The organism is Paenibacillus sp. DMB20 (assembly GCF_000987955.1).
Lineage (GTDB): Bacteria > Bacillota > Bacilli > Paenibacillales > Paenibacillaceae > Paenibacillus_AQ.
In genome coordinates, this window is sequence record NZ_LAZU01000025.1 from 203486 (window position 1) to 229872 (window position 26387).

Below are 26387 nucleotides of genomic sequence, written 5' to 3' on the forward strand. Positions count from 1 at the left end.
AAAAAGGAGGATATGCGAATGGAGGGCCAACTGGCATTGGAGCTTGTTCGAATAACGGAAGAAGCGGCACTGGAATCCGCCCGCTGGACGGGAAGAGGAGACAAACACAGTGCCGACGGGGCGGCGACTTCAGCGATGAGGTTGCATTTCGATACTGTGGCGATGGATGGCGTGGTCGTGATCGGGGAAGGGGAGATGGATGAAGCTCCCATGCTTTACATTGGCGAGCAGATCGGAAACCGCAGGGGGCCGAAAATGGACGTGGCTGTGGATCCGCTGGAGGGAACCGAAACCGTGGCGAACGGTTTGAATAATGCCTTGTCGGTTATTGCAGCGGCTCCCCGAGGCAGTCTTCTCCATGCCCCCGACATCTATATGCACAAGCTGGCCGTCGGCCCTGCGCTGACAGGCAAGCTTAGTTTGAACGACCCGATCGAAGTCACCCTCCGGAAAGCATCGGAGCATCTGGGAAAAGCGCTGTCCGACATGACGGTGTCCATTCTGGACCGGGAGCGGCACAGTGAAATGATTTCCGTGCTCAGGAAGTCGGGGGTACGGATCAAACTCCTCAGCCACGGCGACGTAATGGGTGCGATTGAGACATGCACGGACAGCGAAGTCGATCTTTACGTCGCTCCGGAGGGGCGCCGGAAGGGGTGCTGGCCGCTGCCGCCCTGAAATGCCTTGGCGGAGAAATCCAGGGCAGGCTGATACCGGAAACGGCTGAGGACTATGCGCGCTGTCAAAGGATGGGGTTGAATGATCCCCATCGGCTGCTCGATATGGACGATATGGTCGGGAGAGAGGGCGTCCTGTTCGTGGCTACTGGGGTTACGCCCGGGGATTTTCTCAGGGGCGTCAGATATTTGCCCGGCTCGCGCGCGGAAACCCATTCGGTCATGATGTACTCCGGTACGCGTACGATCCGGTATATCCGCAGCGTGCATCATTTGAGACCGGATGAGCATTCCCTTCCGGCCGCTGCATCTTCATAAGTTAAGAAAACCCCCGGAATCAAGCCGGGGGTTTTTTGCGGTTTTTGGGAAAGGAATGGGCTAGGATTTGGAGATGCTGGAGCGGCTGCTCGAAAAACAGGAAGAGCAAAAACGTTCATGCATTGAATAAATCCCAAGCAGGACATAATAGGAAAGTCCGTACGATAGCAGACCTTGATCCGTCTGTTTAACGAAAGAGGGCAGTCGTTTAATATTTTCACAACAGAAGGCAAGGGATGGTGACCGGAAGTGAAGATGTTTTTGATAAAAATGATCGGGAACGGCGTGATCGTAGTCGGCTTGCTGATGCTGCTGGGCGATGCGACATGGATCGGCGCACTAGGCACGGCTCTGGCCCTAACGGTTATTGCCTACATGTTTGGAGATTTGGTGGTTCTGCCACTAACGAATAATTGGATTGCAACCGCGGTGGATGGCGTTCTCGCGTTTATTCTGCTGTGGGGAATTTCCGGAACTGCGCTGTGGAACCATAGTCTCGGGGATATACTCGTGATTACGCTGGTGCTTGGCATGTTTGAATATTTCTTTCATTCCATGCTGTACCGGACCGATTATTTCAGAGGCGAGAGAAAAATTCGAATATAAGGCCCGCCTGCGGATATGAAGAATTCAGAATCGGTGTTTACATTCCTGCTGCCTGTCATGGCCGGTAAGCGCGCAATATGAAGGACCGGTGCAGATAAGTGAGACCCGAAAGACGTATACTTTGAAAAAAGTAATCTCTTTCGGGTCTTTGGCCTGTTTTTGCGCTGACTTTCCTTGGGTAAGGGCTTCCTTATATCGCAAGAAAAATTTCCGCTAAATGCGGTCTGTCTTCTGAGAAAATACGTCGATAGACGTTTTTCTTACATGGTTTAGGAATAAAGGATAAAAGTCCGTTTTAAATCGTATGCCATCCGAAGCATATGGGATCGCATTATTTTTGAAGATGGGCATTAAATCAATATAATTTACGTTTTCAGTTCTAGCCAGTTCTTGAAGAGACAGGTTATATTCCGGGATACGTTTATAGCTAGGCTCTTTGTTCAAGGCATCAACAGAAACAGGCGTAATTGACAAGATGTTTATTTTTGAATTCGGCAGCTTTTCCTTTATACCGGCAATTAATTGCGCATATTTGGCCATGAATTCTTTCTTGTCCGATATTTTGATATCATTGCTGCCAATCAGAATGAATATATGTTCGGGTTTTCGACTTGCCAGTTGATCCATATTAAGGAGAATCAAATCCAGCGCATATCGCCAAAAATAAAGTGATTTAAGGGACCGGCCCAGGTACGATCCGTGGATATCCGATATCTGTTTTGCATGCTCCTGATGCGTTTGCGTTCCGGATTTATCAAAAACACGGCAGCAGTGCGACCATATCCTGGCCGATATTGGCAGGTCCGGCTTATAATTTCTTTCGGGATCGTTTAAGTTTTGGTCAATGGGGTTTCTTGGTATACATAAGGCCTACCGTTTGCGGGCCGCAGTGGCTGCATATGACGCAGCCGGCGGTTGAAATGCTGACCTTACGGGCGCCCGTCTTCTCCTGAAGAGCCTTTTGAAGCATGAGTGCTTCCGATTCAGCCATCGTATGTACAACAATAATGAGGTCATTATCCATATCCTGGACGTGTTCCAGCGCATTGGCCAGCATCTGGTCCAGGGCTTTCTCTTTCTTGCCGCGAACCTTGTAGGCCGGGGTCATGCTGCCGTTCACCACTTTGATCACCGGTCTGATCTTGAGCAAGCTTCCGATTAAATTTTGCATTCCGGAGCAGCGCCCGCCTTTATACAAGTAATCCAGCGTATCAATAACAAATTCGCATTCCACCTGATCGACATAGCTGTTGAGTAAATCCACGATTTGCGGTATCGAAGCCCCTTCATTGGCCGCATTCACCGCTTTCATCACAAGCAGGCCGATGCCGCAGGACAAATTGAGCGAATCAACGACCGTTACTTTGCCGGGGGGCATTTCTCCTGCGGCTATCAGCGCGTTTTGATAGGTGGAGGAAAGCTCGGACGAAAGGCTGATGTATAAAATATCCTCTCCCCGGTCCACATACGGTGAAAAAGCGGCGATAAAATCGGAAGGCGACGGTGCCGCAGTCTTCGGAAGGCTCCCTGTTTCTTCAACTTTTGCGTATAGCTCTACGGGAGTAATATCGACCCCGTCGCGTAAAGAGTCTTCCCCGAATACGACATACAACGGTATGATGCCGATGTCATGTTCTTCAATCCACGAGGATGGCAAGTCGCAGGTGCTGTCAGCAAATATTTTTATTTTTCCAGACATGTACATTCCCCTTAGTTCTTTCAAATTCCTTTTATTATATCAAGGTTGGATATGTTTTCAAAGAAAAGAAAAAAGCCCTGGATTGAAACAAATTCTTCAACCGTGGGCTTTTTTCGCGAAGGGGGGCAGATCAAGGTTTTTTTGCCTCTTCCAGATACCGCTTGATGAAAGCGAGGGCGTTGGCTTCGTTCTCCGCTTCTCCGCGGATCCCGGCCATCATTTCCTTTTTCGCGATCGGCAGTTCTTCGCTAAGAGGGCTTTTCATAATGTCCACGGCGTATGTCTTTTCAACCGTGTCCCCTCCCAGCTTGGTCTTCCTGAGCATATCGGGTGACACCAGTGATTTCAATTCGCCTTCCAGCTCGGGTTCCAGACTCCGCACGATGCCCTGATTGCCCGTCCAGTTAAATGCCGTCTCGTCCATGATGTACAGATCCGGACGCTCGGTGGTTAGGATGAGCAGCGCTTTTTGAAGAAGAGCCGCATCGTTCGGATTGTTCGAATCCAGCGGAGGTACATAGGTCACGTTAATGCTTACCCGTTTCCATTCCGGAAACTGTGCCAGAATGGCATCTTCCAGCGGCTTCATGTCCTGGCTGCCGTCAGGGGTCATAAAAGCACCCAGAAACATCACCGACAAATCGACCGGCGGAAGCTTGGCGAGTCTTTCTTGTTCGGCCCGGTGATTGAATATGCTGATGATGATATAAACGATAACGCCGATGAGGGCAAGGGCCCCAAGCAAATGGTATCTATAATAACGGAAGAAATGCTCCGTCTTTTCGGCGGTTCCGGCCAGTCCCTTGAATTTGCCGTACTTTTTACGGCTTATTTCTTCAAGCGATCTCCGCTTTTCCTCATCCAAAATATAATTGTAGGCCTGGGTAGCTTCGGCAAAGCGCTTTTCAATCTCCTCGGACTTATCCGGGCTGCGCCGCTGTTCGGAACGGGCCTGACGCATGAGCAGGGTGTAGCGGTCCTCAAGCTCTTCCCGGGTGGCCGTTTCAGGAAGGCCGAGCTTCTCATACGCTTCTTTCATCTGATCCATGAGCAAGTCACCTCTTCTATAACTGTGAGAGTTTCCTAGTTACCAGTATAAAGCCTAACTGCATTCGGATACAATCGAATTAACGACACACGGCCAGCAGTATAATTTTGTGATTTTTTTTTAGCCAAATAGCTGACATGAGGTTCAGTTTTTATAAGAGACAAGCATATGAATAGACATTCCTATTTTTGGGAGTGTTCATCATGCGAATTTTTTTAAAGTATTTCATTATGGTATTCGGCAGCGTGCTAATCGGGATCGGGACCAACGCATTCCTCGTCCCGCACAAGGTGCTGGATGGAGGAATTATCGGCATCGCGCTGATCGCGAATTATGTACTGGACATGCACATCGGTTTTGTCATCATTTTATGCAGCGTTCCGATCTTCCTGGCGGCCTGGCTTCTGAACAGGGAAATTTTTTATAACAGCCTCACAGGGATGCTCATTTCCTCGTTTATGATCGATTTGCTGTCTCCGCTGCAATCTTCCTTCCGCGAATTTGACTGGCTCGGGGCTATTCCGAGCGCAGCCGCCGGAGGATTCCTGATCGGGATGGGGCTCGGCCTTATGCTTCGTTTTGAGACAAGCACGGGCGGAACCGATTTACTGGCGCATTTCATATCCAAGTCCGTGCCGCTCAATGTTGGTTTTATTATTTTGCTGATGGATGCGGTGATTATCGGCGTTGGCGGCTTTCTTCTTACATGGGAGACCTTTGTCCAATCGCTGTTCACCATTGCGGCCGGCGGGCTGGCGACGGGGCTTTGCACCCTCAAGCATGGGTCCGAAAAAAATAATTCGTAGCAGAAGCGATAAAAAAGGGAAGTTCAGTCCAATTAATAAAACGGCAGCCCAAGCATGGGAACTCGGACTGCCGCTGTTGTTTGATTTCTTATGATCGCTTTGCGGCCTTGAAAGCCTGGACGTATGCCCTGGCTTTTTCCGCTATGGAATCGTAGTTCCCGGTCTTGACCGCTTCTTTGGTCAGGTCTGAACCGATGCCGACCGCAAAGGCGCCCGCCGCGATCCATTCGCCGAGGTTGTCCAGGTTCACGCCGCCGGTAGGCATAATATTCGCCTGCGGCAGGGGCCCCCGCATGGAAGGAATGACGGAAGGCGAATAAAGGTTCCCCGGAAAGAGCTTGACCACATCCACGCCGAGCTCGAGGGATGCCACAATGTCGTGAACCGTAACGGCCCCGGGCATAACCGGAACCCGGTACCGGTTGCACAGTTGAATCGTTTCGCGGTTGAAACTTGGTGCCACAACAAATTCGGCGCCCGCAAGAATCGTGAGTCTTGCGGTCTCGGCATCAAGGACCGTCCCGGCTCCGATGATTGCATAATCGTCCGCTCCCGGCTCCGAGGACGAATAGGCTTTGGACAAAGCTGTAATCGCTTCGGTTGCGAATGGGACGGTCATCGTGATTTCAATGACTTTGATGCCGCCTTCAATAGCTTTTTCGGCCATGCGGACGACTTCTTCCGGCGAGTCCCCCCGCAGAACGGCAACAACGCCGGCGTCATGGATTTGCTGGATCAGTTTCAGTTTTCTCATGATTTTTTCTCTCCCCGTTCCCTGGTTTTTTAGCGTATTTGTCTCATGGTTGCATGTTAAAAAGATCGGGCTTCGGCATGCTTCCGAATATCCTCTTTAACGCTCGATATGTCCGGCATTGCCCCGGCGAAGCTCCACTTCATCCCAAGTGGGCAGCGCTTCCCAATCCCCGGGCGCCTCAATCACCATGGAACCTGTCAGACCGGCAAGCCGGAGCGCGTCCTCCGGCGAATATCCTTTGGACAGTCCCGCAAGAAACCCGGCGCAAAAACCATCCCCGGCCCCGACGGTATCCACGACGTTGTCGACCAGGTCGAAGGGAACCGAGTACAATTCATTCTGTTTGACGATGACATTGCTGCCGTTGTAACTTTTTACAATCGTCAATGCGTCAAGCCGGCGAAGGCGGTCGAATATATCTTGATCGTCGTCACTCTGATATAACAGTCGGCATTCGTCATATCCCGGAAGGAAATAGTCGCAGGACTGCGCCAGCTCGAGCAGGACGGGGCGGGCCTCCTCGATCGTCCACAGCTTCAGGCGGAGATTCGGATCGAAGCTGATTTTGACACCGTTTTCTTTACATAGCGCGATAACGCGGCGAATCGTATCCAGGCAACCGGCACTCAATGCAGCTGTAATTCCCGTAAAATGCACGATTCTTGCATCGGCAATATAACTCGCATCGACAAGGTCGGGAGTCATTTGGCTTGCGGCAGAGCCCGCACGATAGTAATACACGGAAGATTTGCCTCTGACCGATTGCCGCAGCATCAGTCCGGTTGGTGCCGCGTCGGTATAACGGACCCGCGACACATCAACCCCTTCACCCCGAAGCGCTTTCACGATGCCCTGCGCAATCGGGTCACGGCCGAGCTGCCCGAACCATCCGGCTGTGCATCCTAACCTGGCCAGCCCAATGGCCAGATTGCTTTCCGCCCCTCCGAACGATTGGGCCATGCTTCCGCCCTGGCCGATCCCCTTAGGGCCTTCCGGATAGAAGAGTCCCATGGATTCCCCGAAAGTAATAACATCAAATGAACGGCTATGATCTATGGACATACAGGTGCCTCCTCACACATTCTTGCTCTTTATTTTCACTTTACCTTTCTGCAGGAAAGAACTCAATGATAAAAAACGCGATTTAGCGAAAGGTCATCATTAGGCACGGCATGCACTTTTTTGACGTGGGAAATAATGGGTGATTTGTGGCGCTGGAAATCGCGAAAGGATCGTTCGGAGATTTTAAAGGGAGGTTTTCAAAAGGCCGCTCTGCATGCGAATTATAAAAAAAGCGAGGCTGACTTGGAGATGCTCGGCCTTGCGCTGCAACGGAGCAGGCAAAGCAGCAGTACGGGGGAACGGAAAACAGGCTCAACCAGTTGCTAACCGAAGCGAAGCCCCTGCTCCAGCCAAAAAAGAGCTAGCCCAAGGTCATATTTGCATTTTCGCCCGAATAGGATATTTTTGTGTACCAAGGAGCAGGGGATGAGGGCAGCATTCAGAAGCCGGTGGCAGCCGGCTTCCGAAATGGCAATAGCCTGTTGGTCTATGGGCGGATGATTAATTGCTTCCAGTCAAGGATAAGAAATAGATTGATTCGGGACGAATAATCTCTATTTCTTATTATGAAAAGCAAGCATCGATACAACCAAGGTGGCGAACGAAATCATCAGGGTCAGCGCTTCATTCACGCCCATGGTTCTCACCTCCTGTTCTGCCGCTCCCTGACCAGCTGGTCTATTGTAATATATAATATGCCAAATGCTTACAAAAAAAGAACTATTTTCAGGAAACGCTTTCACAATATGTTCAACATTTAAACGAATGACCTCGTTGAAAGCATGTCAATAGACGTTTTTTTGGCAATCTCCGGAGGATTTATTGTTTTTCATTCAAGAAGCTTGTGCCGGACCGGGACAGGCTTCTTTTTTGTTCGATTGTGATATAGTAAATATCAGTGATATTTGGAAGGAAGGCAGGCATGACTAACAGATGAACAAGAGGTCGGGAAAGCTGTTTGAACAGATGAAAGAGCAGGTGATCGGGATTATCCTGGAGCGGGGATTAAAACCGCATGATCCCATACCTTCCGAAGGGGAGCTTGCGAGCCGTTTCGGGGTCAGCCGAATGACCGGGAAGCTTGCGCTGCAGGCGCTGCAGGAGGATGGGATCGTATATCGGCTGCCGAGACGGGGTACCTTTTTGGCGGATGTGGAGCCGGACGAGTTGAGACAGCTGACCGGTGCCAGGCAGGCCGGCGAGGACTCCCTTTACGGACGCTCCGGCAATTATATCGCCCTGATCGTTCCGGGGATTGATGATTACATCGGCAAGATGATGACTTCAATCGAGCAGGCCGCCAAGCGGGAAGGAATTCATATGATCGTCAAGATAGCGAAGGATGAGTCTGCGGAAGCGGAAGTTGTGCGCAGTCTTTCAAACCAGAATGAGATATCCGGCATATTGTTGTTTCCCGTGGACCGTAAAATTTGCGGAGACCATCTCCTGAGGCTGAAGCTGCAGAAATATCCCATCGTGATCCTGGACCGGCAGTTCAATGAAATCGATTTTGACAGCGTGAGCCATGATCATTATAAGGGCGCTTATGAAATGACCTCCTATCTATTGGGCCTGGGCCATCGCGAAATTGGATTTGTGACGAACCATGTGCATAGGGTAAAGAGCAGGGAGGAACGGTATCAGGGTTACCTGGATGCGCTTATGGCCGGCAAGGTGGACATACAAACCGACAGGATTCTATTTCTGGAGGAGGACGGGAAAACCGGGGAGGGCACAGACGATAATCCGGCAGGCAAAAGTCTCCTTCAATCGTATTTGGCATCAAACCGCAAGCTCACGGCGGTATTTTGCTCGGACGACTATCTGGCCATGTCGGTTATGGGGACAGCGCTTAAATTAGGGCTGCGCGTGCCGGAAGAGCTGTCGATAGCGGGTTTTTCCAACCATAGCGTATTGGAATACGCGCCCGTCAGCATGACCACGGTTGCCCAGCCGATGGAGCAATTTGGCGAATGGGCTGTCCGGCTGCTCTTGAATCGTCTCATGAATCCGGATGCGAGGCCATCCACCAAGAGGTTGGAAACCATAGGAATACTTAGAGATTCGACGACGCCGCCGGTAAATCTGCAGGTTTAATCGATATAACGGCCTTTTGTCCGCAGAAAACGGGATGAAGGGCTGTTTTTGCTTTTTTGTTGATATTTAAATGTGAATTTGATATCTAATCTGATATATTAATATCTGTATACGAAATAAATATCAGAAATGACCATATTTCATGAATTAGGAGGATTCATCATGCCTTATGAACTGCATCGGCCGGAACGTTTGAGAGATATGAAAAACATGATCGAAGACCATATTTACGCAGAGCTTGCTCCTTTAAGGGTGAAGGCCTGGGCAACCAAAGAACCGGTCCCTTATGAGGAGCGTACCAGCGGCCAGCCGCTTGAGCTCGTTCCCGGCAGCAAATGGGGAGAACTATGGGATTGCGCATGGTTTCATTTTGAAGGAAGGGTTCCCGGCGAAGCCGCGGGCAAAAAAATCGTGCTGCTGATCGATGTCAACGGAGAGCTGTGTCTGGTGGATCAAGAGGGGACTCCTTATCAGGGGCTGACAAACGTCAATTCCGAGTTTGAAACGGCGCTGGGCAAGCCGGGCAAAAGAGTGGTACATATCGCCGAAGCCGCAAACGGCGGGGAAATCATCGATTTATGGGGAGACGCGGGCTGTAACGATCTGTTCGGCCGATACCGGAGCGGAACGCTAAAAGAAGCACGCATTGCCGAATGCCGCGAGCAGGTGCGGGCATTGTATTATGACGTTGAAGTGCTGTTGGAGCTCGCCGAACAGCTTCCGGAGAATTCGTCGCGCCGGGCGCAAATCATGCAAGCCTTGTACGATGTATCGCTGTTTCTGAACACTCTGGACGATGACGAGATAGCACGGGCCCGAAACCTGCTTGCGCCCGAGCTGGCCAAGCGCGGAGGGGATCCGACGCTGACGGTTAGCGCCGTAGGTCACGCGCATATGGATTTGGCCTGGCTGTGGCCGATCCGGGAGACGATCCGCAAGGGCGCCCGCACGTTCTCGACCGTTCTCCGCATGATGGAACGTTATCCCGATTATGTGTTCGGAGCAAGCCAGCCCCAGCTGTATCAGTGGATGAAGGAACGCTATCCGAAACTCTACGACCAGATCAAGGCCCGCATAACGGAAGGCCGTTGGGAAGTGCAGGGAGCGATGTGGGTCGAACCGGACTCCAACGTCTCCGGGGGAGAGGCGCTGGTACGCCAAATTCTATACGGCAAGCGTTTTTATGAACAGGAATTTGGCCTGACCGTCCGTTCCTTGTGGGTGCCCGACATTTTCGGGTATACGGCGAGCCTGCCCCAACTGCTGAAAAAATCCGGGATCGATTACATGGTCACCCAGAAACTGTCATGGAACACGTACAATGACTATCCCCACCACACGTTTTTCTGGGAAGGCATTGACGGAAGCAAGGTCTTGACCCACCTGCCGCCGGAGGATACCTACAATTCGCCGGCCGCTCCGCGCTCGCTCATGAAGATCGAGAAGGAGTACCTCGACAAGAACGTCTCGGATCGCGCGCTGATGCTGTTCGGAATCGGCGACGGCGGCGGGGGGCCGGGCGAAGAGCATCTGGAGAGATTAAGCAGGGAGCGCAACCTGCTTGGAGTGCCGCCGGTCGTTCAGGAGACGTCGGCCGAGTTTCTGGAAAAGCTGAATGAACGGTCCGAAAGATATCAAACTTGGAGCGGGGAGCTTTACTTGGAGAAGCATCAGGGCACGCTGACGACCCAGGGCAGGAACAAGCGTTACAACCGGCTCATGGAAAAAAGCCTGCGCGAGCTTGAATTTGCGGCCGTTCTTGCCCAGCAGCTTAACGGCATCCCATACCCTCAAGCCGAGCTTGAAGAAATATGGAAGGAAACGCTGCTGTATCAGTTCCATGACATTCTGCCGGGCTCATCCATCAAGCGCGTGTACGATGAGTCGCTAGCACGGTATGAAATCCTGCTGTCGCGAACGGAACGGCTTATTGCCGAACGCTATGAAGCTATTGCGGGACAGGCCGAGCCTCTTCCTGATGCCGAATCCTATGTCGTCTTCAATTCGCTGCCTTGGGAACGCAGCGAGTGGATCCGGCTGGGCGGTGCTTGGAAGCGAGTGACGGTTCCGTCCATGGGCTATGCAAGAATAGAAGGCCCTTCGGAGGAAGCGAAGCCGCAAGGAATTTTGGTCGCCGAACCGCAGAAGCTCGAAAACGATAAGCTGCAGGTCACCTTCCGGCAGGATGGCTCGATTTCGTCCATTTATGACAAACAAGCGGAACGGGAGCTGATATCGGCAGGAGCGGGAGCCAACGTGCTGACGCTGTTTGACGATAGGGGGGGCGACGCCTGGGATTTCCGCGGCGACTACCGCAGCCGTCCTTCCGCGAATTTGTCCGCTTCGGCCGTTCAAGCCTTTGTCGACGGGCCGCAGGCCATCGTGGAGCATACCTACCGGTTCGGGGACTCGGTACTGGTGCAGCGCGTTATTTTAACCGAGGGTAGCGGCCGTCTGGATTTTGTGACCCGTACGGACTGGCAGGAAACGGACAAAATGCTTCGTGCCGGCTTCCAGCTCGACGTCCGTGCCGGCGAAGTAACCAGCGAAATCCAGTTCGGCCATTTGAAGCGCCCGACTCACCGCAATACTTCCTGGGATTTTGCGAGGGATGAAATTTGCGCGCATCAATGGATCGACCTGTCGGAAAGCGGGTATGGCGTTTCTTTGCTGAATGACAGCAAATACGGCTTCCGCGCGGATGATCAGGGGCTGGATATCAATCTGCTCCGCAGTCCGGGATACCCCGATCCGACGGCTGACCGGGCCGAGCATCAATTCGTGTATTCCTTGTATCCGCACCAAGGGGATGCGGCACAAGCCCAAGTGTATAAGGCCGGCTACGAGTTGAACGTTCCGCTACGCGCCGTCGCAGGGGGAGTTAACCGGACGGAGCAGCCGCTGCAGCCTGCATTTTCCGCTTTTGAAGTGGATCATCCGTTTATCATGATTGAGGCGGTGAAGCAGGCGGAGGACAGCGATTCCGTCATTGTGCGATTGTATGAAACCGCAGGCGGCAGAGCAAACGGCACACTGCGCATTCATCTTCCCGTTTCTTCCGTGGATGAGGTGAACCTGGTGGAGGAAAAGATCGGCGAGCTTGACATTGCGGAGGGTGCTGTCGCATTGAAACTTCGTCCGTTCGAGATACGAACCTTGCAAATTCATTTGAATTAATGTCCAATTTTTTACCCTTTTTCCTGGTAATTCGGCTATGATAGAACCATTACTAGGTTAGGGAAAGGGAACATATTTCAATGAAAAAAATTCTGGGCTCCTTTTTGGCAGCCGGGCTCCTATCGTCGGTTATTCATATGTCGCACAGTACTTACGCAGCTTCCGCTCCGGAGTTGTCCCTTCAATTGGACCATCAGATGGTGAAAACGGATGTCCATCCGGTCATGAAAGACGGAGAGCTTTACCTTCCCGTTTATATCGCTAAGGGATGGACGGGAATCCGGCTGCACTGGAACCAGAAAGACAAGAGTTTAACCGTGTGGTCGAAAGGCGAACGATACGATATGAAGAACGGCAGCCGAAAGGTAAGTTCAACGAAGTCGGATACTGCCTTATCCTCCCCGGTGTTTATTAAAGATGGCAGGATGATGATTCCCTCATTGCTGTTCAAGGCCATGACGGGAGCCTCCATTCAGCGGGATGATGAAGCCGTCATGGTGAATACCAAAGGGAAACGGGCCTTGGCTGTTGCCGATAACCGGCAGGATGTTAAACTGTACGGCTTGAACGAAAACCAGGGGATATATCAGGGTCTTGTGCTTGAAGTCTCGGGTCAACGACAGCGCTATCCGTGGAAAACGCCGGTAAGCTGGAAGGAAAGTCCTGAGCTGATCGTCAAGGATCTGAACGGCGACGGCAAACCGGAGGTCGTTATTCTGTTGAACCAGGGCTCGGGTACCGGCGTACATGCCCAGGACGTCCATGTCGTGAACCCGGCTGATTTTACCGAAATTCCGGTGGAACCGGTCGAAGAGACGATCAAAAACCGGGTATTCGGCGAAATCCAGCGGGCCGGCGGCGTATTGAAGGTGTCGGTCGATACGAAGGAATCAAAGGTGACGCTGAATATTCCCGATCCGGATCAGGATCGAACGGACCAGACATCGGTTGGTTTTGGAGCGGTGGTATACCATGCCGTAGAGAACAACCGGCTGGTTGCCCGGCTTGGCGGAAATATTTCATTCAGCGAGTTTGTCGGCGATTTGGAAATCGTTTACGGTTACAAGAATGGACGTTTCGAAGCCGAAGAGGTCCGGTTTGTTCCTTTTGACGAATACAAGGAATATGTTCAAAAGTGAACCCGTAACGCTGCGTTTGGTACGGCAATATGAAAAGCTGTCCTTCAGGTTGATCCTGGAGGGACAGCTTTTTTCTTGTGCCAAGGGGGTTCAGTTAGCGGTTCGCGAGGCGGAATTTGGTTGGTTCTTTGGCTTTTTCCGCTTCCTGGAATGCCTCCGAAATATCAGTACGATCCAGTAATACACAGGGGTGAACAATACCAGGACCCAGAACAGGACGATGGGGGGTGAGTTGAAGTTGATCTGGTACAAGGTCGGATTCCTCGAAAACTGATAGGCAAATGCGGCGGCGGTTCCTCCCAGTACCGTGATGAGGGGGGCATGCATCTGCTGAACACGGAGTATTTTTGCCAGACATCGGGCACCGACCTGAAGCAAGAAGGCGCTGTGTATAAACATTGAGGTCGACCATAAGCCGATCAGGAGAGGATCTGTATTTCCCAAAAGGCCTGTGACGGAGCTTCGAATTAACTCAACGAGAGGATACTGCATAAGTTTTCCGAGATGTGGCCCGAAACTGAGAAAAGTAAGGAGCCATTGAAGGGTCACCGCGATCGTGACCAAAATGCAAGCGCTCGCCAGATTGCGAAGGGTTCTCCAGCCGATTTGCAAATAGGGGGCAATAAAAAGAAATACCAGCCACTCTCCCAAAAAGCTAAATACAAAGATACTGTCTTTCGCTGCAGAACCAAAATTACGATGGGTGATCAGTCCGGTTAACTGATGGATGTCGGCATCCTTGAAGAAGGCGGTCAGGACAAGGACCAGCATGATCAAAGTTAAGAAGAATAATCCGTCGGACATATAAACGAGCGTTGCGAAACCTCTGCGAGCCGTAAAAATAATAACCAGCGTGGTCATAACGTGAATAAACCACTGCGGAGTTTCCCTCATATAGTTAGAGCCGTAAAACAGGGTAAAGCTTTCGATATCCGTACTGACATAGAGCACTGCCCAAAAAACAAGGAGGGCGAGAACAAGCCGATGGGGCCATTTCCCGACGATTTCCTCTCCGAAATCAAGCCAGGCTTGATCCGGCCGATACATTCCCAAACGGACGCTGCACCATAATGGAATTAGGCTCAGGCCGCCCCCGACGAGAATAGCGGCCCAGCCTAAATAAGCCGAGGTTCCGATAATCGGAGCGATCAGATAAGCCGTAGGTTGGGAATTGATATAAATAAAGGCAAACCGGAACGTCTGCCACGATGATGTTTTCATGGGAAATCCTCCATTCGAAACTTCTATGCCCAACCCAATGCGAACCGAATGATACGGAACGGATCAGGCCACCAAGCCACCAGATTGGCGGTGAGGTTCCACGCTGCCGTCAGGATCAGGATTAGCAATACGATCCGTCTATCCTTTTTTCGGGAAACCTTACGCCTGGCAATAAACCAGTCCAGAAGAGCCAGAGATGCGAAAAACAGGGCATACAAGGGGAGAACTCCTTTCTGAAATTCAAGTTTTCTTCTTAGGGGGCAGAGGAAGCTGCTTCCGGATTACGGATATGGAGGTTTAGTTTTATGTTAAAATCCGCCTCTGTCCGGTATTTTTCTTCCCAGTCATAGCTAAGCTCCGACCAGGCACGCGGATATTCGGCCTCCAGCATATTCCCGAGTTGCATGACATCGGCGCCTTTTTCCTGCGTAGTTTTTAAGGCTTCTTTTAAATAGGTACCGATTTGATCGTTCAATTCGCTGACGATGATCCGGTTCACTTCGGCCAGACTTCGCTTTTTCTCGTCCTTCATGGACACGATGTCCGCCGTTCCGTCCAGTTTCACGGTAAACACCGGCCCGGAAGCCGTCATGACGGCTTCCTTGTAGCCTTTTGTATTAAAAAACAGCACGCTTGCCTTGCTCTTTCCGCCATCCCAGGCCACGTTATAGACCGGTTTGTGAATCTGTCCCGAAGCCCAAGCGAGTACGCGCGAGGATTCCAAATCCAGCGCACCCTTGTACTTGTCTTTTTGAAACAGGGCGATCCCCTGCAACCCCGTCCATTTTCCCATACTCATCTTATCGCCAGTTAAGGGCATTTCTTCGGAAGAAAGGTGCGTCAGGGCGTAACCCGTATTTCCAAGCTGTCCGATCAGGCAATCCTTTACCGTGGTTGCCAGCATATTGTTTTGAATGGCCAGCCTTTTAAGCACGTAGGACGGAAAGGATTCGTATACGGGGGCCAGTCCGGCAATCTCCTTGGCTTCCCCGGGAGCCTGCATCATGAACGTGCTTAAATCGATGGAGCGCTCCCGCAAAATCCAATCCAGCAAATCTCCAATGCCTTCCTCGGCAAATTCTTTTCCGATGACTATTACCCGGTTATGGCTGAAATCCAGTCTCCGGGATAAATCCCGCTGAATGGCGTTCAGCGCCTCCGCGATCGAATGGCCGGTTTTGCTGACCGTGCCATACGGGGGACCCTCATTGCCCCCGCTGCCCACCTGCTGGCCGGAAATTAACCGGTTCGGCAGCGGACTGCTGATGGTCACTTCAACGGTTCCTTCCTGCTCCCCCTTGTCAAAATACAGGGCGAATATGAAAGCCTGCTCATTGATTTCGACTTTGGACCAGCATCCCGTAAGCAGCAGTAAAGGCAAGAGGGTTTTCCACAGGTTCAGCAGCTTCATTTATGGGTTTGTCTCCTCCGATTTTGGGATCCGTAGGTTTTTGGCCGCTTTTTCATGAAATAGGAAGGAGCGCGAAAGAGCATGTCCTTCCAATCCGACAGCAGCAGCGGTGCCAGGGGCTGCATATAGGGCGTGCCGAAGGTGTTGATCGAGCACAGGTGGCCGTAAACGACATAGGTTGCTGCCAATACGCCCAGGAGCCCGGTAGTCCCGCCCAGAAAAAGCAATGGAAACCGGAGCAGCCGAAAAGTTAGGCCAAGCTCATAGTGGGGAACGATATAGGCCGCTATGCCGGTAATCGAAACAACGATGACCATAGGGGTGGATACGATCCCGGCATCCACTGCGGCTTGCCCGATGACGATAGCGCCGATAATGGAAATGGTTTGTCCGACCGGTTTCGGAATGCGGGTTCCAGCCTCCCTGAGTGCTTCAAAGGTCAGTTCCATGATGAACGCCTCGGTTAAAGCGGAAAACGGGATGTTCTCCCGCGCTGCAGCAATCGTGACAAGCAGATCTGTCGGAATGATGTCCGGTTGAAAAGTCGTAATCGCCACGTAAAGGGAGGGCAACATCAAGGAGACAAGGGCAAAGACGAAACGGATCATGCGGATCCAACTGGCGGAATAAAAGCTTTGATAGTAATCCTCGGAAGACTGAAGGAGGGAGAAGATCGATACGGGAACCAGCAGAGACGAAGGAGTTCCATCCAGCAAAATGGCGATTCGTCCTTCCAACAAGGAGGCAGCGACGGTATCCGGCCGCTCCGTGTACTGGAACTGCGGGAATGGCGTTCTCCGGGTCGTTTTCATTTCTTCCGATAAGTAGTTGACGCCCAGGACGCCGTCAATGTCGATATGCTGAAACTGCCGGTTTAATTCCTCAAGAATGCTATTCTCGCACAGACCTTCGATGTAAACGATATACGCCCGCGTTTTGGTATACTCGCCCAAGGTGTAACGTACGATTTTCAGATCCGGATGCTTGATTTTATTTCTGAGCAGAGACACATTGACTTCGATATCCTCGATGAAGGCCTCGCGTGGTCCAATGACAACCTGTTCATTCTTTGATTCTTCCACCGCTCGTTTCTCATAGCTGGGTATTTCAAATACATTCGCGGTGGGGGAGCCTTCCAAGCATAGGGCGACACTGCCCTGCACGATGGCGAAGGCAATGCTTGACGGTTCCGCAGCCTGTTGGTAAGGACAGGTAAAGAGGGAGCCCTCCCCAAAAGCTTGTTTGATGTCCTTTGCATTCGAGAGGCTTAATGCCAATAGGGGAGATGCGATTTGCTCCTGCAAGGTTTGCAGATTGATGATCGATTGAATATAGATTAGCGTGCACCGTATTCCTTGAACCTGGAGAGGCATGTATGTAACGTCATCATTGTTGCTCAGGATCTCCTTAATTCCCGCAAGCAAGTCACCGGATTTATTCATGGATGTCCCCTCCTGATTCCTCTGCTTATCTCCTTGGATTATAGGATGCCGGGAAGACTCGCAAGTTATTCCTTGAATATCCATATTTCGATTGAAATTGGAAAACGGTCCTTGAAGCGGACAACAAAAAAGCGAACCGCCGGGGGCGATTCGCTTTTTACCGATCATTCGCAACTACGAGGACATGTCGACTTGTTTCATATATTGCACGTATCTTACTAGCTCCATCTTCTGCAATTCGATTTCATGGATTCTCCTGGACATCTCCACGAAAAAGATCTCAATCTGGTCGCGCAGCACATTGGCTGAGTGGCCTTTCCAATCCTGCAGGCGGGAGTATAATACCCTGGCCTCCTGCTCATCTGCCCTTAACCCGCCAAGGAGGGCAGAGAGCTCCCTTTCCGCCTGAAGCAGGTCATCAAGCTCTACAAGAATTTCCCCGTTCATCCGACTCCTCCTCCGGTAGCGTAATCATGCGGTTATCCGGTGTTATCCGCCTGTTCAAACTGATCTGCTTTATGCTGAATGAAATAAACGATGTCGTTTGTATGCTGCATATGCCACTGGCTCATGGAGACGATGGAGGCATCCAACTGCTGGACGATCGGCTGAAGCCGGCGGCTGTGGCTGGAGTACATGTACCGGGAGAGCCGCTGCCGGATTCCCTCCAGCTCGGCGTGACTCTGCCGGGCATGCAGCTTCCATCGTTCCGCTACGCTTCGGAGCTCGGCCGGCGTTACCTGAATCGTGCCCGCAGATGCCGCGGATCCTCCCGCCAAAGAGGCAAGGCCGGCTAATCCGGTTGTGGCGAGCCCGGGCAAACCGGACAGCGTGTCGGCGAATCCCTGCATCGTATCCATCAGGCCGTCAAAAAAGCTGTAGTCGGAGGGAACCCTCGGAGAATCGACCCTTTCTCCACTGGCTCCGTCATACAGCGGGTTGGAAATGTATCCATTCTCGAATTTATAGCGATCCAGTTGGTGATAATTGGGCCCGCCCAGCGTGTTATCGATCTTTTCCTTAATGCCGACTCCCTCGTTCGCATCCTCGTAATTGGAATCAATATAATAGGTTGATCCGACGTGGCCGTCGTAACCGCCCAATGCACCGCTGGCTATAATGTCGCCGGGATGCGCGAAGTTAATGATCTGGGAGTCGAACTCCCCGTTTTCGGCTCTTCTTCTCGCTTCCGGGGTCAGACTGCCGACTACCGAAGGAGCGCTGAACGTAACCGCATCAAGGCCGGTATACGCAGCGGCGTACTGAGCGTTGCCGCCTCCAAGAGAATGGCCTGTGAGGGTAAAGTCATAGTCTTTATATTTATTCGTCATTTCATTGGTGTAGTCTTCTGCCTGATACAGTTGGTTCGTACCGGGGAACTGAACGAATTTGTCGATTTCTTTGGAAGTTTCTCCAGCCCAGTCTTTAAATGCGGTAATGCCGACGGCATCCTCGAATTGGGTCAACTGCTCATCAAACGGACGCTTGATTTCCATCTTCCGTCCTATTTCCCCGAGACCGATATCGATATCGTTTAGGATATCAGGTCCCATATGAGGCAGCTCCCGATCTCCCTCGGTTCCGCGGAAGGCGATGACCGCCTGTTTGGTATCGGGGTTAACGAAAGTAACGGCATCAAATCCGGATATGGCTTTGCTTTCGAAATCTTCAAGGACCTCCCAGCCTGGCAAATCTTCGATGGTGTCCCCTTTTTCGAGGTCCAGGTAAGCGGCCTCCGACATTTTTCTATATGTTTCATCATCAACTTTGGATGAACTCAAACCATTCGCCTCCCGGTAAAAATGTTGAAGCTATAGCTAAGTATGGATTTATAAAAATGCGAAGGATTAATTGCTTTTAATCGCTTTTCTCAATTCGGCATTCATCACGAAGTTTGAAGTTTCTTGGGTGTTGTAATTCACCGAAATTTTGAAGGTTTGTTCCGGATGGCCTACGACAAAGCCTTCCAGGTTAACCTTGTCGGCGACGATGGACGGCATCATTTCTTTATTTGTGATTTCCACATCGAGCTTGTACTCGTCTTTAAAGTATTGAACAGCCGTGTCTTCAGCTTGGTTCATGATATCTTCATTGCTGCTGTTATTCACTTCTTCCTTATTGCTAGCGTGTTCGGGATTTGTTTTATCCATCGTTTGGCAGCCTCCGAGCAGAAGAATGAGTATGATAAAACCCATAATCGTTTTGACAGAAACCTGTTTGATACCAATCCACTCCTTTGATGATCGTTGGTTAAAGGAATGCAGATCACACCTAATTCTGTAATATCATAATCCAGTATATGGGTGGGTTCAACCTGTTTTTCAACTTTTTGCCACAGTTTGGTTCCGTGGAGGGAGAAGAATAGGACTTAAGGCTGCTCGTTTACTTTATTCCACTTCTCAAGCAGGTAACGGTGTTAGGGAAAAGGCCGAATGAAGGGGTATTTTTTAATTGACATGAAAAATCGCCCTCGCATGGTTGTTGCCATGCGGGGCGATTGGTTTTTCTCTTAAGCCGACTTGGACCGCTCGCATTGTTTGCGCCGATGTTTGACCCCGAGTTTGATTTTGTGAAGCATGGGTTTGCGGTAGCGGGACAACAGGAAGCGAAACGTGGCATAAACGACAAAAATGGAAACCACGCTGTTCACGAGGGAGCCGATAAGGAAGTTCACGCCCAGATCCCCGAGTTTATTTAAATAATCGGCAAGGACGGAATAGTTCCGCCCGGGGACGGGGGAATGGATGACATCCCGGAAGCTTACCGGGGCCGCGGAAGCAAATAGTTTACTGATGAATAGTCCGATTTTGTAATTCATGTAAAACAAAAGCGGCCAGAGGACGGAACCGGCGGAAGCCGCGATAACGGCAGCGGCCAGATTGCCGCAGACCAGCCGGCTGAGCGCAATGGCTATGATAATATCGATACCCATTGTAGGAAACCAACAGGGAAAGAAGCCGGCAGCAAAACCCAAGGCGATCCGATGGTCGCTGTTTTGCATGCGCAGCAGCGTCAGGAAATAGTATTTGAACGTTCTACCCAATCGTTGAAGCAATCCTTGTTCCCCCAAAGTGCTGCAGAATGGCAGCGCGCACCGTTTACACCCAAGTAAACCTAGTAAATAAATGCTGCTCTAGTCCTAGTATAAAGGATTAAGGATGCAAAATATACATGTCACGAATATTACTTTGACTGACATAGTTATTTGTGTTACGCTACACGCATCCTACCATAAGGGAGGGCGTGTCAGGTGAACGAAATGCTGCATAACAGCGATTTGGTCCGCGGCAATATCGATACGTTTATTTTGCGTGTGCTTCTTGACGGAGACAACTATGGTTACCAGATCATTAAAGAAATCTCGCAGCGAAGCGGCAACCGCTTCGAATTGAAGGAACCAACCTTGTACTCCAGCCTGAGAAGATTGGAGAAACAGGGGCTTATCACGTCTTATTGGGGGGAAGAAACGCAGGGAGGACGCCGCAAATATTACACCGTTACCGCTGAAGGCAGCAGCCAGTATAACCGGAATCGGGAAGAGTGGAAGGCCGCAAGGGAAGTCATAGACACTCTGATCGGTTACGGAAAGGAGCAGAATGAATGACAACAAAAAAGAACGATTTGGAGATTTTTGTTGACCGTTTGTTTGCGAATCACCGGAAAACGAAGGCTGTCATCGAGCTCAGGGATGAGGTCTTAAGCAATTTGGAGGCTAAGGTAAGCGATTATCTGGAGCAGGGAATGGAGTATGCGCAGGCAGTCCATTTGGCCATTCGGGACATTGAGGCAGTCGATCATCTCATCGATGACCATCAGACCGTCGATATGACCGCCTACAGACTGGATATCGCACAGACCGCTCTGCTCTATTTCGCCATTGCGTGGATTCTGACGATTCCTGCACGCTTGCTGGCTTTGGGGTCAGCGGTAAACACCCTGCTTATGCTGCTTGTCGCGACCTCGGGAATCGCGTATACCGTCCTGTCACGGAAACGGAGAGATGGAGACGGCCATAAAGAAAGCATCGATACGGGAAAATTGAAGCGCTTGAGCCGGATCGTTTGGATTTTATGGGGTACCTTTGCGGTCGTGGTGACGCTCTTTACCCTCTTAACCCGTTTCGGAAGCGATATTTGGTTTGGGCGGACCATGCAGGTAACCGGACCTTACGGGTTTTACGCGTTTGCGCTCCAGCTTCTGCTGCCGCTCTTGACGGTCATTATTCCGCTTATATTTCATCATGCGGACAAGCGGATCACGAAATATGAGGTGAACGAGCAATGAATAAGAAAAATATGTGGATTGTCATGCTATTGATTGTCGGAGTCTGCGGGTTTGCTTATTTCGAAGGTTATGCCAAGCCCAAAGCGAGGGAACAGGAAGCCAGATACGAAGCCGAACAGAAAGATCCTCGCACGCATGATATTTCTGTTACGGCAGAATATCGGAACGAATACATGGGGAATGCCGGGAATCTGTCTAATCTGAACCATACTCTGCCTTATGGCGGCCATGGTTTGACATTTCAGTTGTACCCCGATGAGCTGACGGCCGAGCTTAAATTCAAAACCTCGGCCAAGGAATGGGAGCCGGCGAAGCTCAAGACCATGCTGATGTACAATTCGACGGCCAATTTCGTGTTCATCGATAATCTTCAGAAGCTGCGGATGACCTTTAGCGATGCCGAGTATACGATCGAACGGAAGAAGGCGGAAGAATGGTACGGCGAAGCCGAAAGGCTGTCTGCGCTTCGGGACGGGCAGCGGTGGAAAGAGGACGTTCAAGGCCGGGTCAATGACCCGGCTGCCGTGGACGCTTTTTATGATCAGGTCGTTGAGGTCAAGGAGAAGTAAGCAGGGATGGGGCGGCGCATTTTGGAAACTTCTTTTCTTTGATTAATCCCTTTATGAATCGGCGCTTCGGACCTTTCCGCCGTACCTTCGGGCAAGCACAAGCCCGAACAGCATGCCGATCAAGGACATTGCCGATACGGACAGATATAGCGTTTTTCCTCCGAAAGCTTCATAGACTGCGCCTCCCGCATAGGAAGCAATGATCCCCGAAACCCCGAAGAACAGCAGGGCCAGCACCGTCTGGCCCGTTGCGCGCCACTCCTCGGGCACGATGCTGTACAGGTATTGGATAGCCGCGGAGTAAAAGATCGGAAAGGTCAGCAGCTGGAGGATTTGCAAATACGCCAAAGCATGAGGATCACTCACCCAGGCCGAAAGAAAGAACCGGATGAAATAAAAAGCTCCGGCAGCCGTGATAATGATCAGCTCCTTGCCTTTTTTCAACCACCAGAAGCTGAGCGCAAAAACGGCAATTTCGCTGCCGGCGGCGATAAACCAGGCCTGGCCGACCAGTTCCGAGCTGCCGCCCAGTTCGGTGATGTAAACGCCGAGGAACGTATCGTTCATGCGGGCGGGAACGGAACTGATGAACACGAGGACGAGAAACAGAAGCGTCTCCCGGTTGCCCAGAAAATTCTTTAGGCTAGCCAACGTCACCGGCTTCCCGGTAACCGGAGCATCCGGCATCTTCCATATGATCAAAAAGCTGATCAATCCGAGGCCCGCAAAGAGATATGACAGGCTGTGGGCTCCAAGATAAGACATGAAGTAGCCGGAGCACAGCGCCATGACGCCGTAGCCCAAGGCTCCGTACGTGCGGATGGAGCCGTAGCTGACGCCCGAAACTTCCGATATTCGAAAGTTCAGGCTCTCGGTTAGAGGATCGATCGGCATGAGGAAAAAATAAAGCAGCATGGCGAACATGACAAGCACGGCATAGCTGCTGGACGCATATAGCAAATAACCGACCGCCGATGAGCATAACAAGAGAAACAGCAGCACTTTGCGGACGGTTTTCGTCCGGTCGCTGATCATGCCCCAGAGAGGCTGGGCAATGAGCGTAATGATTCCGCCGCTTCCAACGATAAAGCCGATTTGGGCCGGGTTTAACCCCTGTTTGTCCAGATAGACCGGAAGGAATGGAATAAACATGGCCAGGAGCGCAAAATACAAAAAATTAAACGATCTCAATAAGCCGGTAGGATTCATAAAAACATAACCTTTCCTGACAAGCATGGCTTGCCTTGCTTTTGCACGGGGGTGCTGCTCTATTGTACCAGCAACATTTTCATCACGAAAGGTTTCCGAATGCAAAAAAATTGTTAGAATAAGAGTGTTGGATATAATAAATGGAACATACTAATCGGTTCGAAGAGAGGATTTTTTAACATGATTATTAAACCTAGAACACGTGGCTTTATTTGTACGACCGCCCATCCGGCCGGCTGCGAGCGGCAGGTTGAACAGCAAGTTGAATACATAAAAGCCCGGCCGAAAATCGAAGGTCCCCGGAACGTGCTTGTCATCGGCGCATCGACCGGGTACGGCCTGTCGGCACGGATTGCTGCCGCATTCGGAGCGCATGCCAACACCATCGGCGTATACCGTCCGAGTCAGGGGTCGGAGAAGAGAACCGCGTCGGCGGGCTGGTACAATTCCGCGGCGTTTGAGAAACTGGCCAAGGAAGCGGGATTGAAATCCGTCAGCGTGACCGGAGACGCCTACACGGATGAGACGAAGCAAAAAACCGTAGAGGCGATCCGCGAAGAGCTCGGAAAGGTGGATCTTGTCGTTTACAGCGTAGCTTCCGCCCGCCGCACCGATCCGAAGACAGGCGAAGTCGCGAATTCCGTATTGAAGCCGATCGGCCGGCCGTTTACGAACAAAACGGTAAACTTCCATTCCGGCGAAGTCACGGAAGTGACGCTTGAACCGGCATCCGAGCAGGAAGTACAGGATACGGTTACGGTCATGGGGGGCGAGGACTGGGAAATGTGGATTCATGCGCTCCGCCAGGGCGGCGTTCTGGCAGACGATGCGACAACCATCGCCTATTCCTATATCGGTTCGGATATAACGAAGGCCGTTTACCGTGACGGTTCCATCGGACAGGCCAAGGATCACCTGGAGGCGACGGCCCTGAAATTGAACGACGAGCTTTCGCCGGGCGGCGGCCGGGCTTATGTATCGGTCAGCAAAGCGCTCGTCACCCAATCCAGCTCGGCTATTCCGATTGTGCCTCTTTATGTATCGGCACTCTATAAAGTGATGAAGGAAAAAGGCCTTCACGAAAACACCATCGAGCAAACCTATCGTTTGTTCGCAGACCGCCTGTATTCCGGCAAGGAAACGCCGGTGGACGAAAAAGGCCGCATCCGCATCGATGACTGGGAGCTTCGTCCGGACGTGCAGGAGGAGGTTGCCAAGATCTGGGGTCAGGTAAACAGCGAGAACATTTACGAGATTACGGACCTGGAAGGCTACCGGCGCGAGTTTTTCCAGCTCTTCGGCTTTGAAACCGAAGGCGTTGATTATGAAGCGGACGTAAGTCCCGAGGTGGAAATACCGTCAGCACGATAAATTTCAATCAGTAGCCTATTGATATAATTGAGGCAGCTAGCGGAAGGTATCCGGTTTTCCCGGGAACCTTCCGCTTTTTTTTGAAGAGATAAGAAAGGATAAACATTAGAGGTTAGCCATCTTTATCTCGCAAGAAAAACTTCCGCTAAACGCGGTCTGTCTTCTGAGAAATATGGTTGACGATCTGAAACTGTCGATGTATTATTATCACCACTGGAGTATATAAAGGGAGAATATAACAACTTTAAGCATGGAAAGAAGTTTAATGTCTATTATATCGGATGTTCTTATCTAATTCCTGCTCCATTAATCCAGTGAAGAAAATAATAGGGGCGTATAAATGAAAAAGCATGATCAGGACTTTATGAGGCAACAAAATAAAATCACGGTGTATGAGCTGATCAAAAACAACAGCCCGTTATCCCGTGCGGCGATTGCGAAACGGACCGGAATGAGTCCGACCACCGTCAGCCGGATAGTCGGGGAGTTGACGGAGAAGGGATATGTCGAGGAGTTCGAGCAGCTTTCGGGAGGACTCGGGCGTAAAGCGGCTATGCTCAGGCTGGTCGACACCTCCGTCTTGACCGTAGGCGTGGAGCTGGACAGGCACCGGGTCGGCATCGGCGTGATAGACGTGAACGGCAAGCTGCTGTCGAGCAGAGTGATCGGCCGCTCTCCGGAAGAGAACGTCGAAGAAACCCTGTCTTCCATAGCAGCCGAAATTCGGGGAATCATGGCGGCTGAAGGCATTGATCCTTCAAGGATTGCCGGTATCGGCGTGGGGCTTCCGGGAATCGTCGACAACGAACAAGGAGTCGTTGCCTTTTCCGTTCAGCTGGGATGGAGAAACGTCGAGCTGGCTTCTCGTTTGAAAGCGCTAACCGGATATGAAGTTGCGGTGGATAACGAGCTGAAGGTGAAAGCTCTGGCCGAGCATATCCGGGGAGCGGCATCCGGTTCCCGGCGAACGGCGCTGCTCGGTTTTGGCACCGGCGTCGGTTCGGCACTCATTATCGAGGGCGAAATCTATCGGGGGGAATCCAACAGCGCCGGGGAAATCGGCCACACGACGATTGATCCGAACGGCGCGATGTGCGAATGCGGCAAAGCCGGCTGTCTGCAAACCTACATCATTACCAGTTCTTTGCTTCTGGAAGCCAACAAAATCCGCAAGATCGACACGCTGGAGGAGATTTTCGAAGCCCGGCGGTCGGGGGAGATGTGGGCTGCGCGTTTGATCGAACGGGCGCTTATTTACATAGCCATTACGATCAATAACGTGCTTTGCGTATATAACCCGGATGTCGTGATATTGAGCGGGGAGCTCGTCGAGAATTTTCCGGAAATCGCGCCGGAGATCGAGGAACTGTGTTACAGCCGGTTTGTGTGGGAGCCGCTGCGGGATACGCTCAGCCTGAAATATACGGCGCTTGGAGGAGAAGGCGTCGTGATCGGCTCTGGACTACTGGCGCAAAGGCGTTTTTTCAAAATATAGGG

General features: G+C 51.4%; 24 protein-coding genes and 1 pseudogene. 11 read left to right on the top strand and 14 right to left on the bottom strand.

Annotation, left to right across the window (positions count from 1 at the left end; genetic code table 11):
- Positions 1-18: 18 nt before the first annotated feature.
- Positions 19-995 (top strand): annotated as a pseudogene (gene glpX, locus XI25_RS11670) (class II fructose-bisphosphatase).
- Positions 996-1250: 255 nt separating this feature from the next.
- Positions 1251-1601 carry a DUF2512 family protein gene (locus XI25_RS11675; protein WP_046678726.1) on the top strand — a complete coding sequence of 117 codons (351 nt, stop codon included), beginning with the start codon at positions 1251-1253 and terminating at the stop codon, positions 1599-1601.
- A 213-nt stretch (positions 1602-1814) separates the two neighbouring features.
- Here the strand turns inward: XI25_RS11675 and XI25_RS11680 are convergent, their stop codons facing one another.
- From XI25_RS11680 to XI25_RS11690, 3 genes are all read right to left on the bottom strand, one after another.
- On the bottom strand, positions 1815-2243 hold the full coding sequence (locus XI25_RS11680; protein WP_052759563.1) for a GDSL-type esterase/lipase family protein: 429 nt from the start codon (positions 2241-2243) through the stop codon (positions 1815-1817).
- A gap of 199 nt (positions 2244-2442) precedes the next feature.
- Positions 2443-3300 (bottom strand): DegV family protein, encoded by an 858-nt coding sequence (locus XI25_RS11685; RefSeq protein ID WP_046678727.1) that lies wholly within the window; start codon positions 3298-3300, stop codon positions 2443-2445.
- A gap of 130 nt (positions 3301-3430) precedes the next feature.
- Complete coding sequence (locus tag XI25_RS11690; RefSeq protein ID WP_046678728.1) at positions 3431-4348, bottom strand: molecular chaperone DnaJ; 918 nt, start codon at positions 4346-4348, stop codon at positions 3431-3433.
- Between the two features lie 203 nt (positions 4349-4551).
- On the opposite strand from XI25_RS11690, the gene XI25_RS11695 reads away from it, so the two are divergent.
- Positions 4552-5154, top strand: a complete 603-nt coding sequence (locus XI25_RS11695) for a YitT family protein (protein ID WP_046678729.1) — start codon at positions 4552-4554, stop codon at positions 5152-5154.
- 88 nt (positions 5155-5242) lie between these two features.
- Here XI25_RS11695 and XI25_RS11700 read toward each other — a convergent pair whose 3' ends face one another.
- From XI25_RS11700 to XI25_RS36825, 3 genes are all read right to left on the bottom strand, one after another.
- Positions 5243-5908 carry a bifunctional 2-keto-4-hydroxyglutarate aldolase/2-keto-3-deoxy-6-phosphogluconate aldolase gene (locus XI25_RS11700; protein ID WP_046678730.1) on the bottom strand — a complete coding sequence of 222 codons (666 nt, stop codon included), beginning with the start codon at positions 5906-5908 and terminating at the stop codon, positions 5243-5245.
- 96 nt (positions 5909-6004) lie between these two features.
- Entirely contained in the window at positions 6005-6970 is a 966-nt protein-coding gene (locus XI25_RS11705; protein ID WP_046678731.1) for a sugar kinase, read from the bottom strand.
- 554 nt (positions 6971-7524) lie between these two features.
- Positions 7525-7608, bottom strand: coding sequence for a putative holin-like toxin (locus XI25_RS36825; protein WP_379249454.1), 84 nt, complete (start codon positions 7606-7608; stop codon positions 7525-7527).
- Between the two features lie 295 nt (positions 7609-7903).
- Here XI25_RS36825 and XI25_RS11715 point away from each other — a divergent pair, with 295 nt between their 5' ends.
- From XI25_RS11715 to XI25_RS11725, 3 genes are all read left to right on the top strand, one after another.
- Entirely contained in the window at positions 7904-9067 is a 1164-nt protein-coding gene (locus tag XI25_RS11715; protein WP_046678733.1) for a GntR family transcriptional regulator, read from the top strand.
- A gap of 162 nt (positions 9068-9229) precedes the next feature.
- On the top strand, positions 9230-12244 hold the full coding sequence (locus XI25_RS11720; RefSeq protein WP_046678734.1) for an alpha-mannosidase: 3015 nt from the start codon (positions 9230-9232) through the stop codon (positions 12242-12244).
- Positions 12245-12324: 80 nt separating this feature from the next.
- Positions 12325-13383: a stalk domain-containing protein gene (locus tag XI25_RS11725; RefSeq protein WP_046678735.1), complete on the top strand. Its 1059-nt coding sequence runs from the start codon at positions 12325-12327 to the stop codon at positions 13381-13383.
- 90 nt (positions 13384-13473) lie between these two features.
- On the opposite strand, the gene XI25_RS11730 is transcribed toward XI25_RS11725, so the two are convergent.
- The 7 genes from XI25_RS11730 to XI25_RS11765 all read right to left on the bottom strand — a co-directional run bounded on the left by XI25_RS11730 (position 13474) and on the right by XI25_RS11765 (position 20512).
- Positions 13474-14604 (bottom strand): GerAB/ArcD/ProY family transporter, encoded by a 1131-nt coding sequence (locus tag XI25_RS11730; protein ID WP_046678736.1) that lies wholly within the window; start codon positions 14602-14604, stop codon positions 13474-13476.
- 253 nt (positions 14605-14857) lie between these two features.
- On the bottom strand, positions 14858-16015 hold the full coding sequence (locus tag XI25_RS11740) for a Ger(x)C family spore germination protein (RefSeq protein ID WP_046678737.1): 1158 nt from the start codon (positions 16013-16015) through the stop codon (positions 14858-14860).
- The gene (locus tag XI25_RS11745; protein ID WP_046678738.1) at positions 16012-17457 is read right to left on the bottom strand and encodes a spore germination protein; all 1446 of its coding nucleotides are present in this window, start codon (positions 17455-17457) and stop codon (positions 16012-16014) included. Before XI25_RS11745 ends, XI25_RS11740 begins: the two co-directional genes overlap by 4 nt.
- 174 nt (positions 17458-17631) lie before the next feature.
- On the bottom strand, positions 17632-17904 hold the full coding sequence (locus XI25_RS11750; protein WP_046678739.1) for a hypothetical protein: 273 nt from the start codon (positions 17902-17904) through the stop codon (positions 17632-17634).
- A 32-nt stretch (positions 17905-17936) separates the two neighbouring features.
- The gene (locus XI25_RS11755; protein ID WP_200901415.1) at positions 17937-19199 is read right to left on the bottom strand and encodes a lipase family protein; all 1263 of its coding nucleotides are present in this window, start codon (positions 19197-19199) and stop codon (positions 17937-17939) included.
- 105 nt (positions 19200-19304) lie between these two features.
- Positions 19305-19607, bottom strand: coding sequence for a hypothetical protein (locus XI25_RS11760; RefSeq protein WP_046678741.1), 303 nt, complete (start codon positions 19605-19607; stop codon positions 19305-19307).
- A 359-nt stretch (positions 19608-19966) separates the two neighbouring features.
- Positions 19967-20512, bottom strand: coding sequence for a DUF2062 domain-containing protein (locus XI25_RS11765; RefSeq protein ID WP_046678742.1), 546 nt, complete (start codon positions 20510-20512; stop codon positions 19967-19969).
- Between the two features lie 204 nt (positions 20513-20716).
- Here XI25_RS11765 and XI25_RS11770 point away from each other — a divergent pair, with 204 nt between their 5' ends.
- From XI25_RS11770 to XI25_RS11780, 3 genes are read left to right on the top strand one after another with little or no spacing between them, the layout of a single operon-like run.
- Positions 20717-21061 (top strand): PadR family transcriptional regulator, encoded by a 345-nt coding sequence (locus XI25_RS11770; protein WP_442950382.1) that lies wholly within the window; start codon positions 20717-20719, stop codon positions 21059-21061.
- Positions 21058-21741, top strand: coding sequence for a permease prefix domain 1-containing protein (locus tag XI25_RS11775; protein WP_046678744.1), 684 nt, complete (start codon positions 21058-21060; stop codon positions 21739-21741). The genes XI25_RS11770 and XI25_RS11775 overlap by 4 nt, the downstream gene beginning before the upstream one ends.
- Complete coding sequence (locus XI25_RS11780) at positions 21738-22310, top strand: DUF4825 domain-containing protein (protein WP_046678745.1); 573 nt, start codon at positions 21738-21740, stop codon at positions 22308-22310. The genes XI25_RS11775 and XI25_RS11780 overlap by 4 nt, the downstream gene beginning before the upstream one ends.
- 51 nt (positions 22311-22361) lie before the next feature.
- On the opposite strand, the gene XI25_RS11785 is transcribed toward XI25_RS11780, so the two are convergent.
- Positions 22362-23519, bottom strand: a complete 1158-nt coding sequence (locus tag XI25_RS11785) for an MFS transporter (protein ID WP_046678912.1) — start codon at positions 23517-23519, stop codon at positions 22362-22364.
- A 180-nt stretch (positions 23520-23699) separates the two neighbouring features.
- Between XI25_RS11785 and fabV the strand changes: the two genes are divergently transcribed.
- Together fabV and XI25_RS11795 are read left to right on the top strand one after the other, a co-directional pair.
- On the top strand, positions 23700-24890 hold the full coding sequence (gene fabV / locus XI25_RS11790) for an enoyl-ACP reductase FabV (RefSeq protein ID WP_046678746.1): 1191 nt from the start codon (positions 23700-23702) through the stop codon (positions 24888-24890).
- Between the two features lie 340 nt (positions 24891-25230).
- Positions 25231-26385, top strand: coding sequence for an ROK family transcriptional regulator (locus XI25_RS11795; protein WP_046678747.1), 1155 nt, complete (start codon positions 25231-25233; stop codon positions 26383-26385).
- Positions 26386-26387: the final 2 nt, after the last annotated feature.

What these genes read in the sequence shown, in the direction of transcription:
- XI25_RS11675 (WP_046678726.1), top strand. Translation starts at nt 1,251, where the DNA reads ATGTTTTTGATAAAAATGATCGGGAACGGCGTGATCGTAGTCGGCTTG.
- XI25_RS11685 (WP_046678727.1), bottom strand. Translation starts at nt 3,300, where the DNA reads ATGTCTGGAAAAATAAAAATATTTGCTGACAGCACCTGCGACTTGCCA.
- XI25_RS11690 (WP_046678728.1), bottom strand. Translation starts at nt 4,348, where the DNA reads ATGGATCAGATGAAAGAAGCGTATGAGAAGCTCGGCCTTCCTGAAACG.
- XI25_RS11695 (WP_046678729.1), top strand. Translation starts at nt 4,552, where the DNA reads ATGCGAATTTTTTTAAAGTATTTCATTATGGTATTCGGCAGCGTGCTA.
- XI25_RS11700 (WP_046678730.1), bottom strand. Translation starts at nt 5,908, where the DNA reads ATGAGAAAACTGAAACTGATCCAGCAAATCCATGACGCCGGCGTTGTT.
- XI25_RS11705 (WP_046678731.1), bottom strand. Translation starts at nt 6,970, where the DNA reads ATGTCCATAGATCATAGCCGTTCATTTGATGTTATTACTTTCGGGGAA.
- XI25_RS36825 (WP_379249454.1), bottom strand. Translation starts at nt 7,608, where the DNA reads ATGGGCGTGAATGAAGCGCTGACCCTGATGATTTCGTTCGCCACCTTG.
- XI25_RS11715 (WP_046678733.1), top strand. Translation starts at nt 7,904, where the DNA reads ATGAACAAGAGGTCGGGAAAGCTGTTTGAACAGATGAAAGAGCAGGTG.
- XI25_RS11720 (WP_046678734.1), top strand. Translation starts at nt 9,230, where the DNA reads ATGCCTTATGAACTGCATCGGCCGGAACGTTTGAGAGATATGAAAAAC.
- XI25_RS11725 (WP_046678735.1), top strand. Translation starts at nt 12,325, where the DNA reads ATGAAAAAAATTCTGGGCTCCTTTTTGGCAGCCGGGCTCCTATCGTCG.
- XI25_RS11730 (WP_046678736.1), bottom strand. Translation starts at nt 14,604, where the DNA reads ATGAAAACATCATCGTGGCAGACGTTCCGGTTTGCCTTTATTTATATC.
- XI25_RS11740 (WP_046678737.1), bottom strand. Translation starts at nt 16,015, where the DNA reads ATGAAGCTGCTGAACCTGTGGAAAACCCTCTTGCCTTTACTGCTGCTT.
- XI25_RS11745 (WP_046678738.1), bottom strand. Translation starts at nt 17,457, where the DNA reads ATGAATAAATCCGGTGACTTGCTTGCGGGAATTAAGGAGATCCTGAGC.
- XI25_RS11750 (WP_046678739.1), bottom strand. Translation starts at nt 17,904, where the DNA reads ATGAACGGGGAAATTCTTGTAGAGCTTGATGACCTGCTTCAGGCGGAA.
- XI25_RS11755 (WP_200901415.1), bottom strand. Translation starts at nt 19,199, where the DNA reads ATGTCGGAGGCCGCTTACCTGGACCTCGAAAAAGGGGACACCATCGAA.
- XI25_RS11760 (WP_046678741.1), bottom strand. Translation starts at nt 19,607, where the DNA reads ATGGATAAAACAAATCCCGAACACGCTAGCAATAAGGAAGAAGTGAAT.
- XI25_RS11770 (WP_442950382.1), top strand. Translation starts at nt 20,717, where the DNA reads ATGCTGCATAACAGCGATTTGGTCCGCGGCAATATCGATACGTTTATT.
- XI25_RS11775 (WP_046678744.1), top strand. Translation starts at nt 21,058, where the DNA reads ATGACAACAAAAAAGAACGATTTGGAGATTTTTGTTGACCGTTTGTTT.
- XI25_RS11780 (WP_046678745.1), top strand. Translation starts at nt 21,738, where the DNA reads ATGAATAAGAAAAATATGTGGATTGTCATGCTATTGATTGTCGGAGTC.
- XI25_RS11785 (WP_046678912.1), bottom strand. Translation starts at nt 23,519, where the DNA reads ATGAATCCTACCGGCTTATTGAGATCGTTTAATTTTTTGTATTTTGCG.
- fabV (WP_046678746.1), top strand. Translation starts at nt 23,700, where the DNA reads ATGATTATTAAACCTAGAACACGTGGCTTTATTTGTACGACCGCCCAT.
- XI25_RS11795 (WP_046678747.1), top strand. Translation starts at nt 25,231, where the DNA reads ATGAAAAAGCATGATCAGGACTTTATGAGGCAACAAAATAAAATCACG.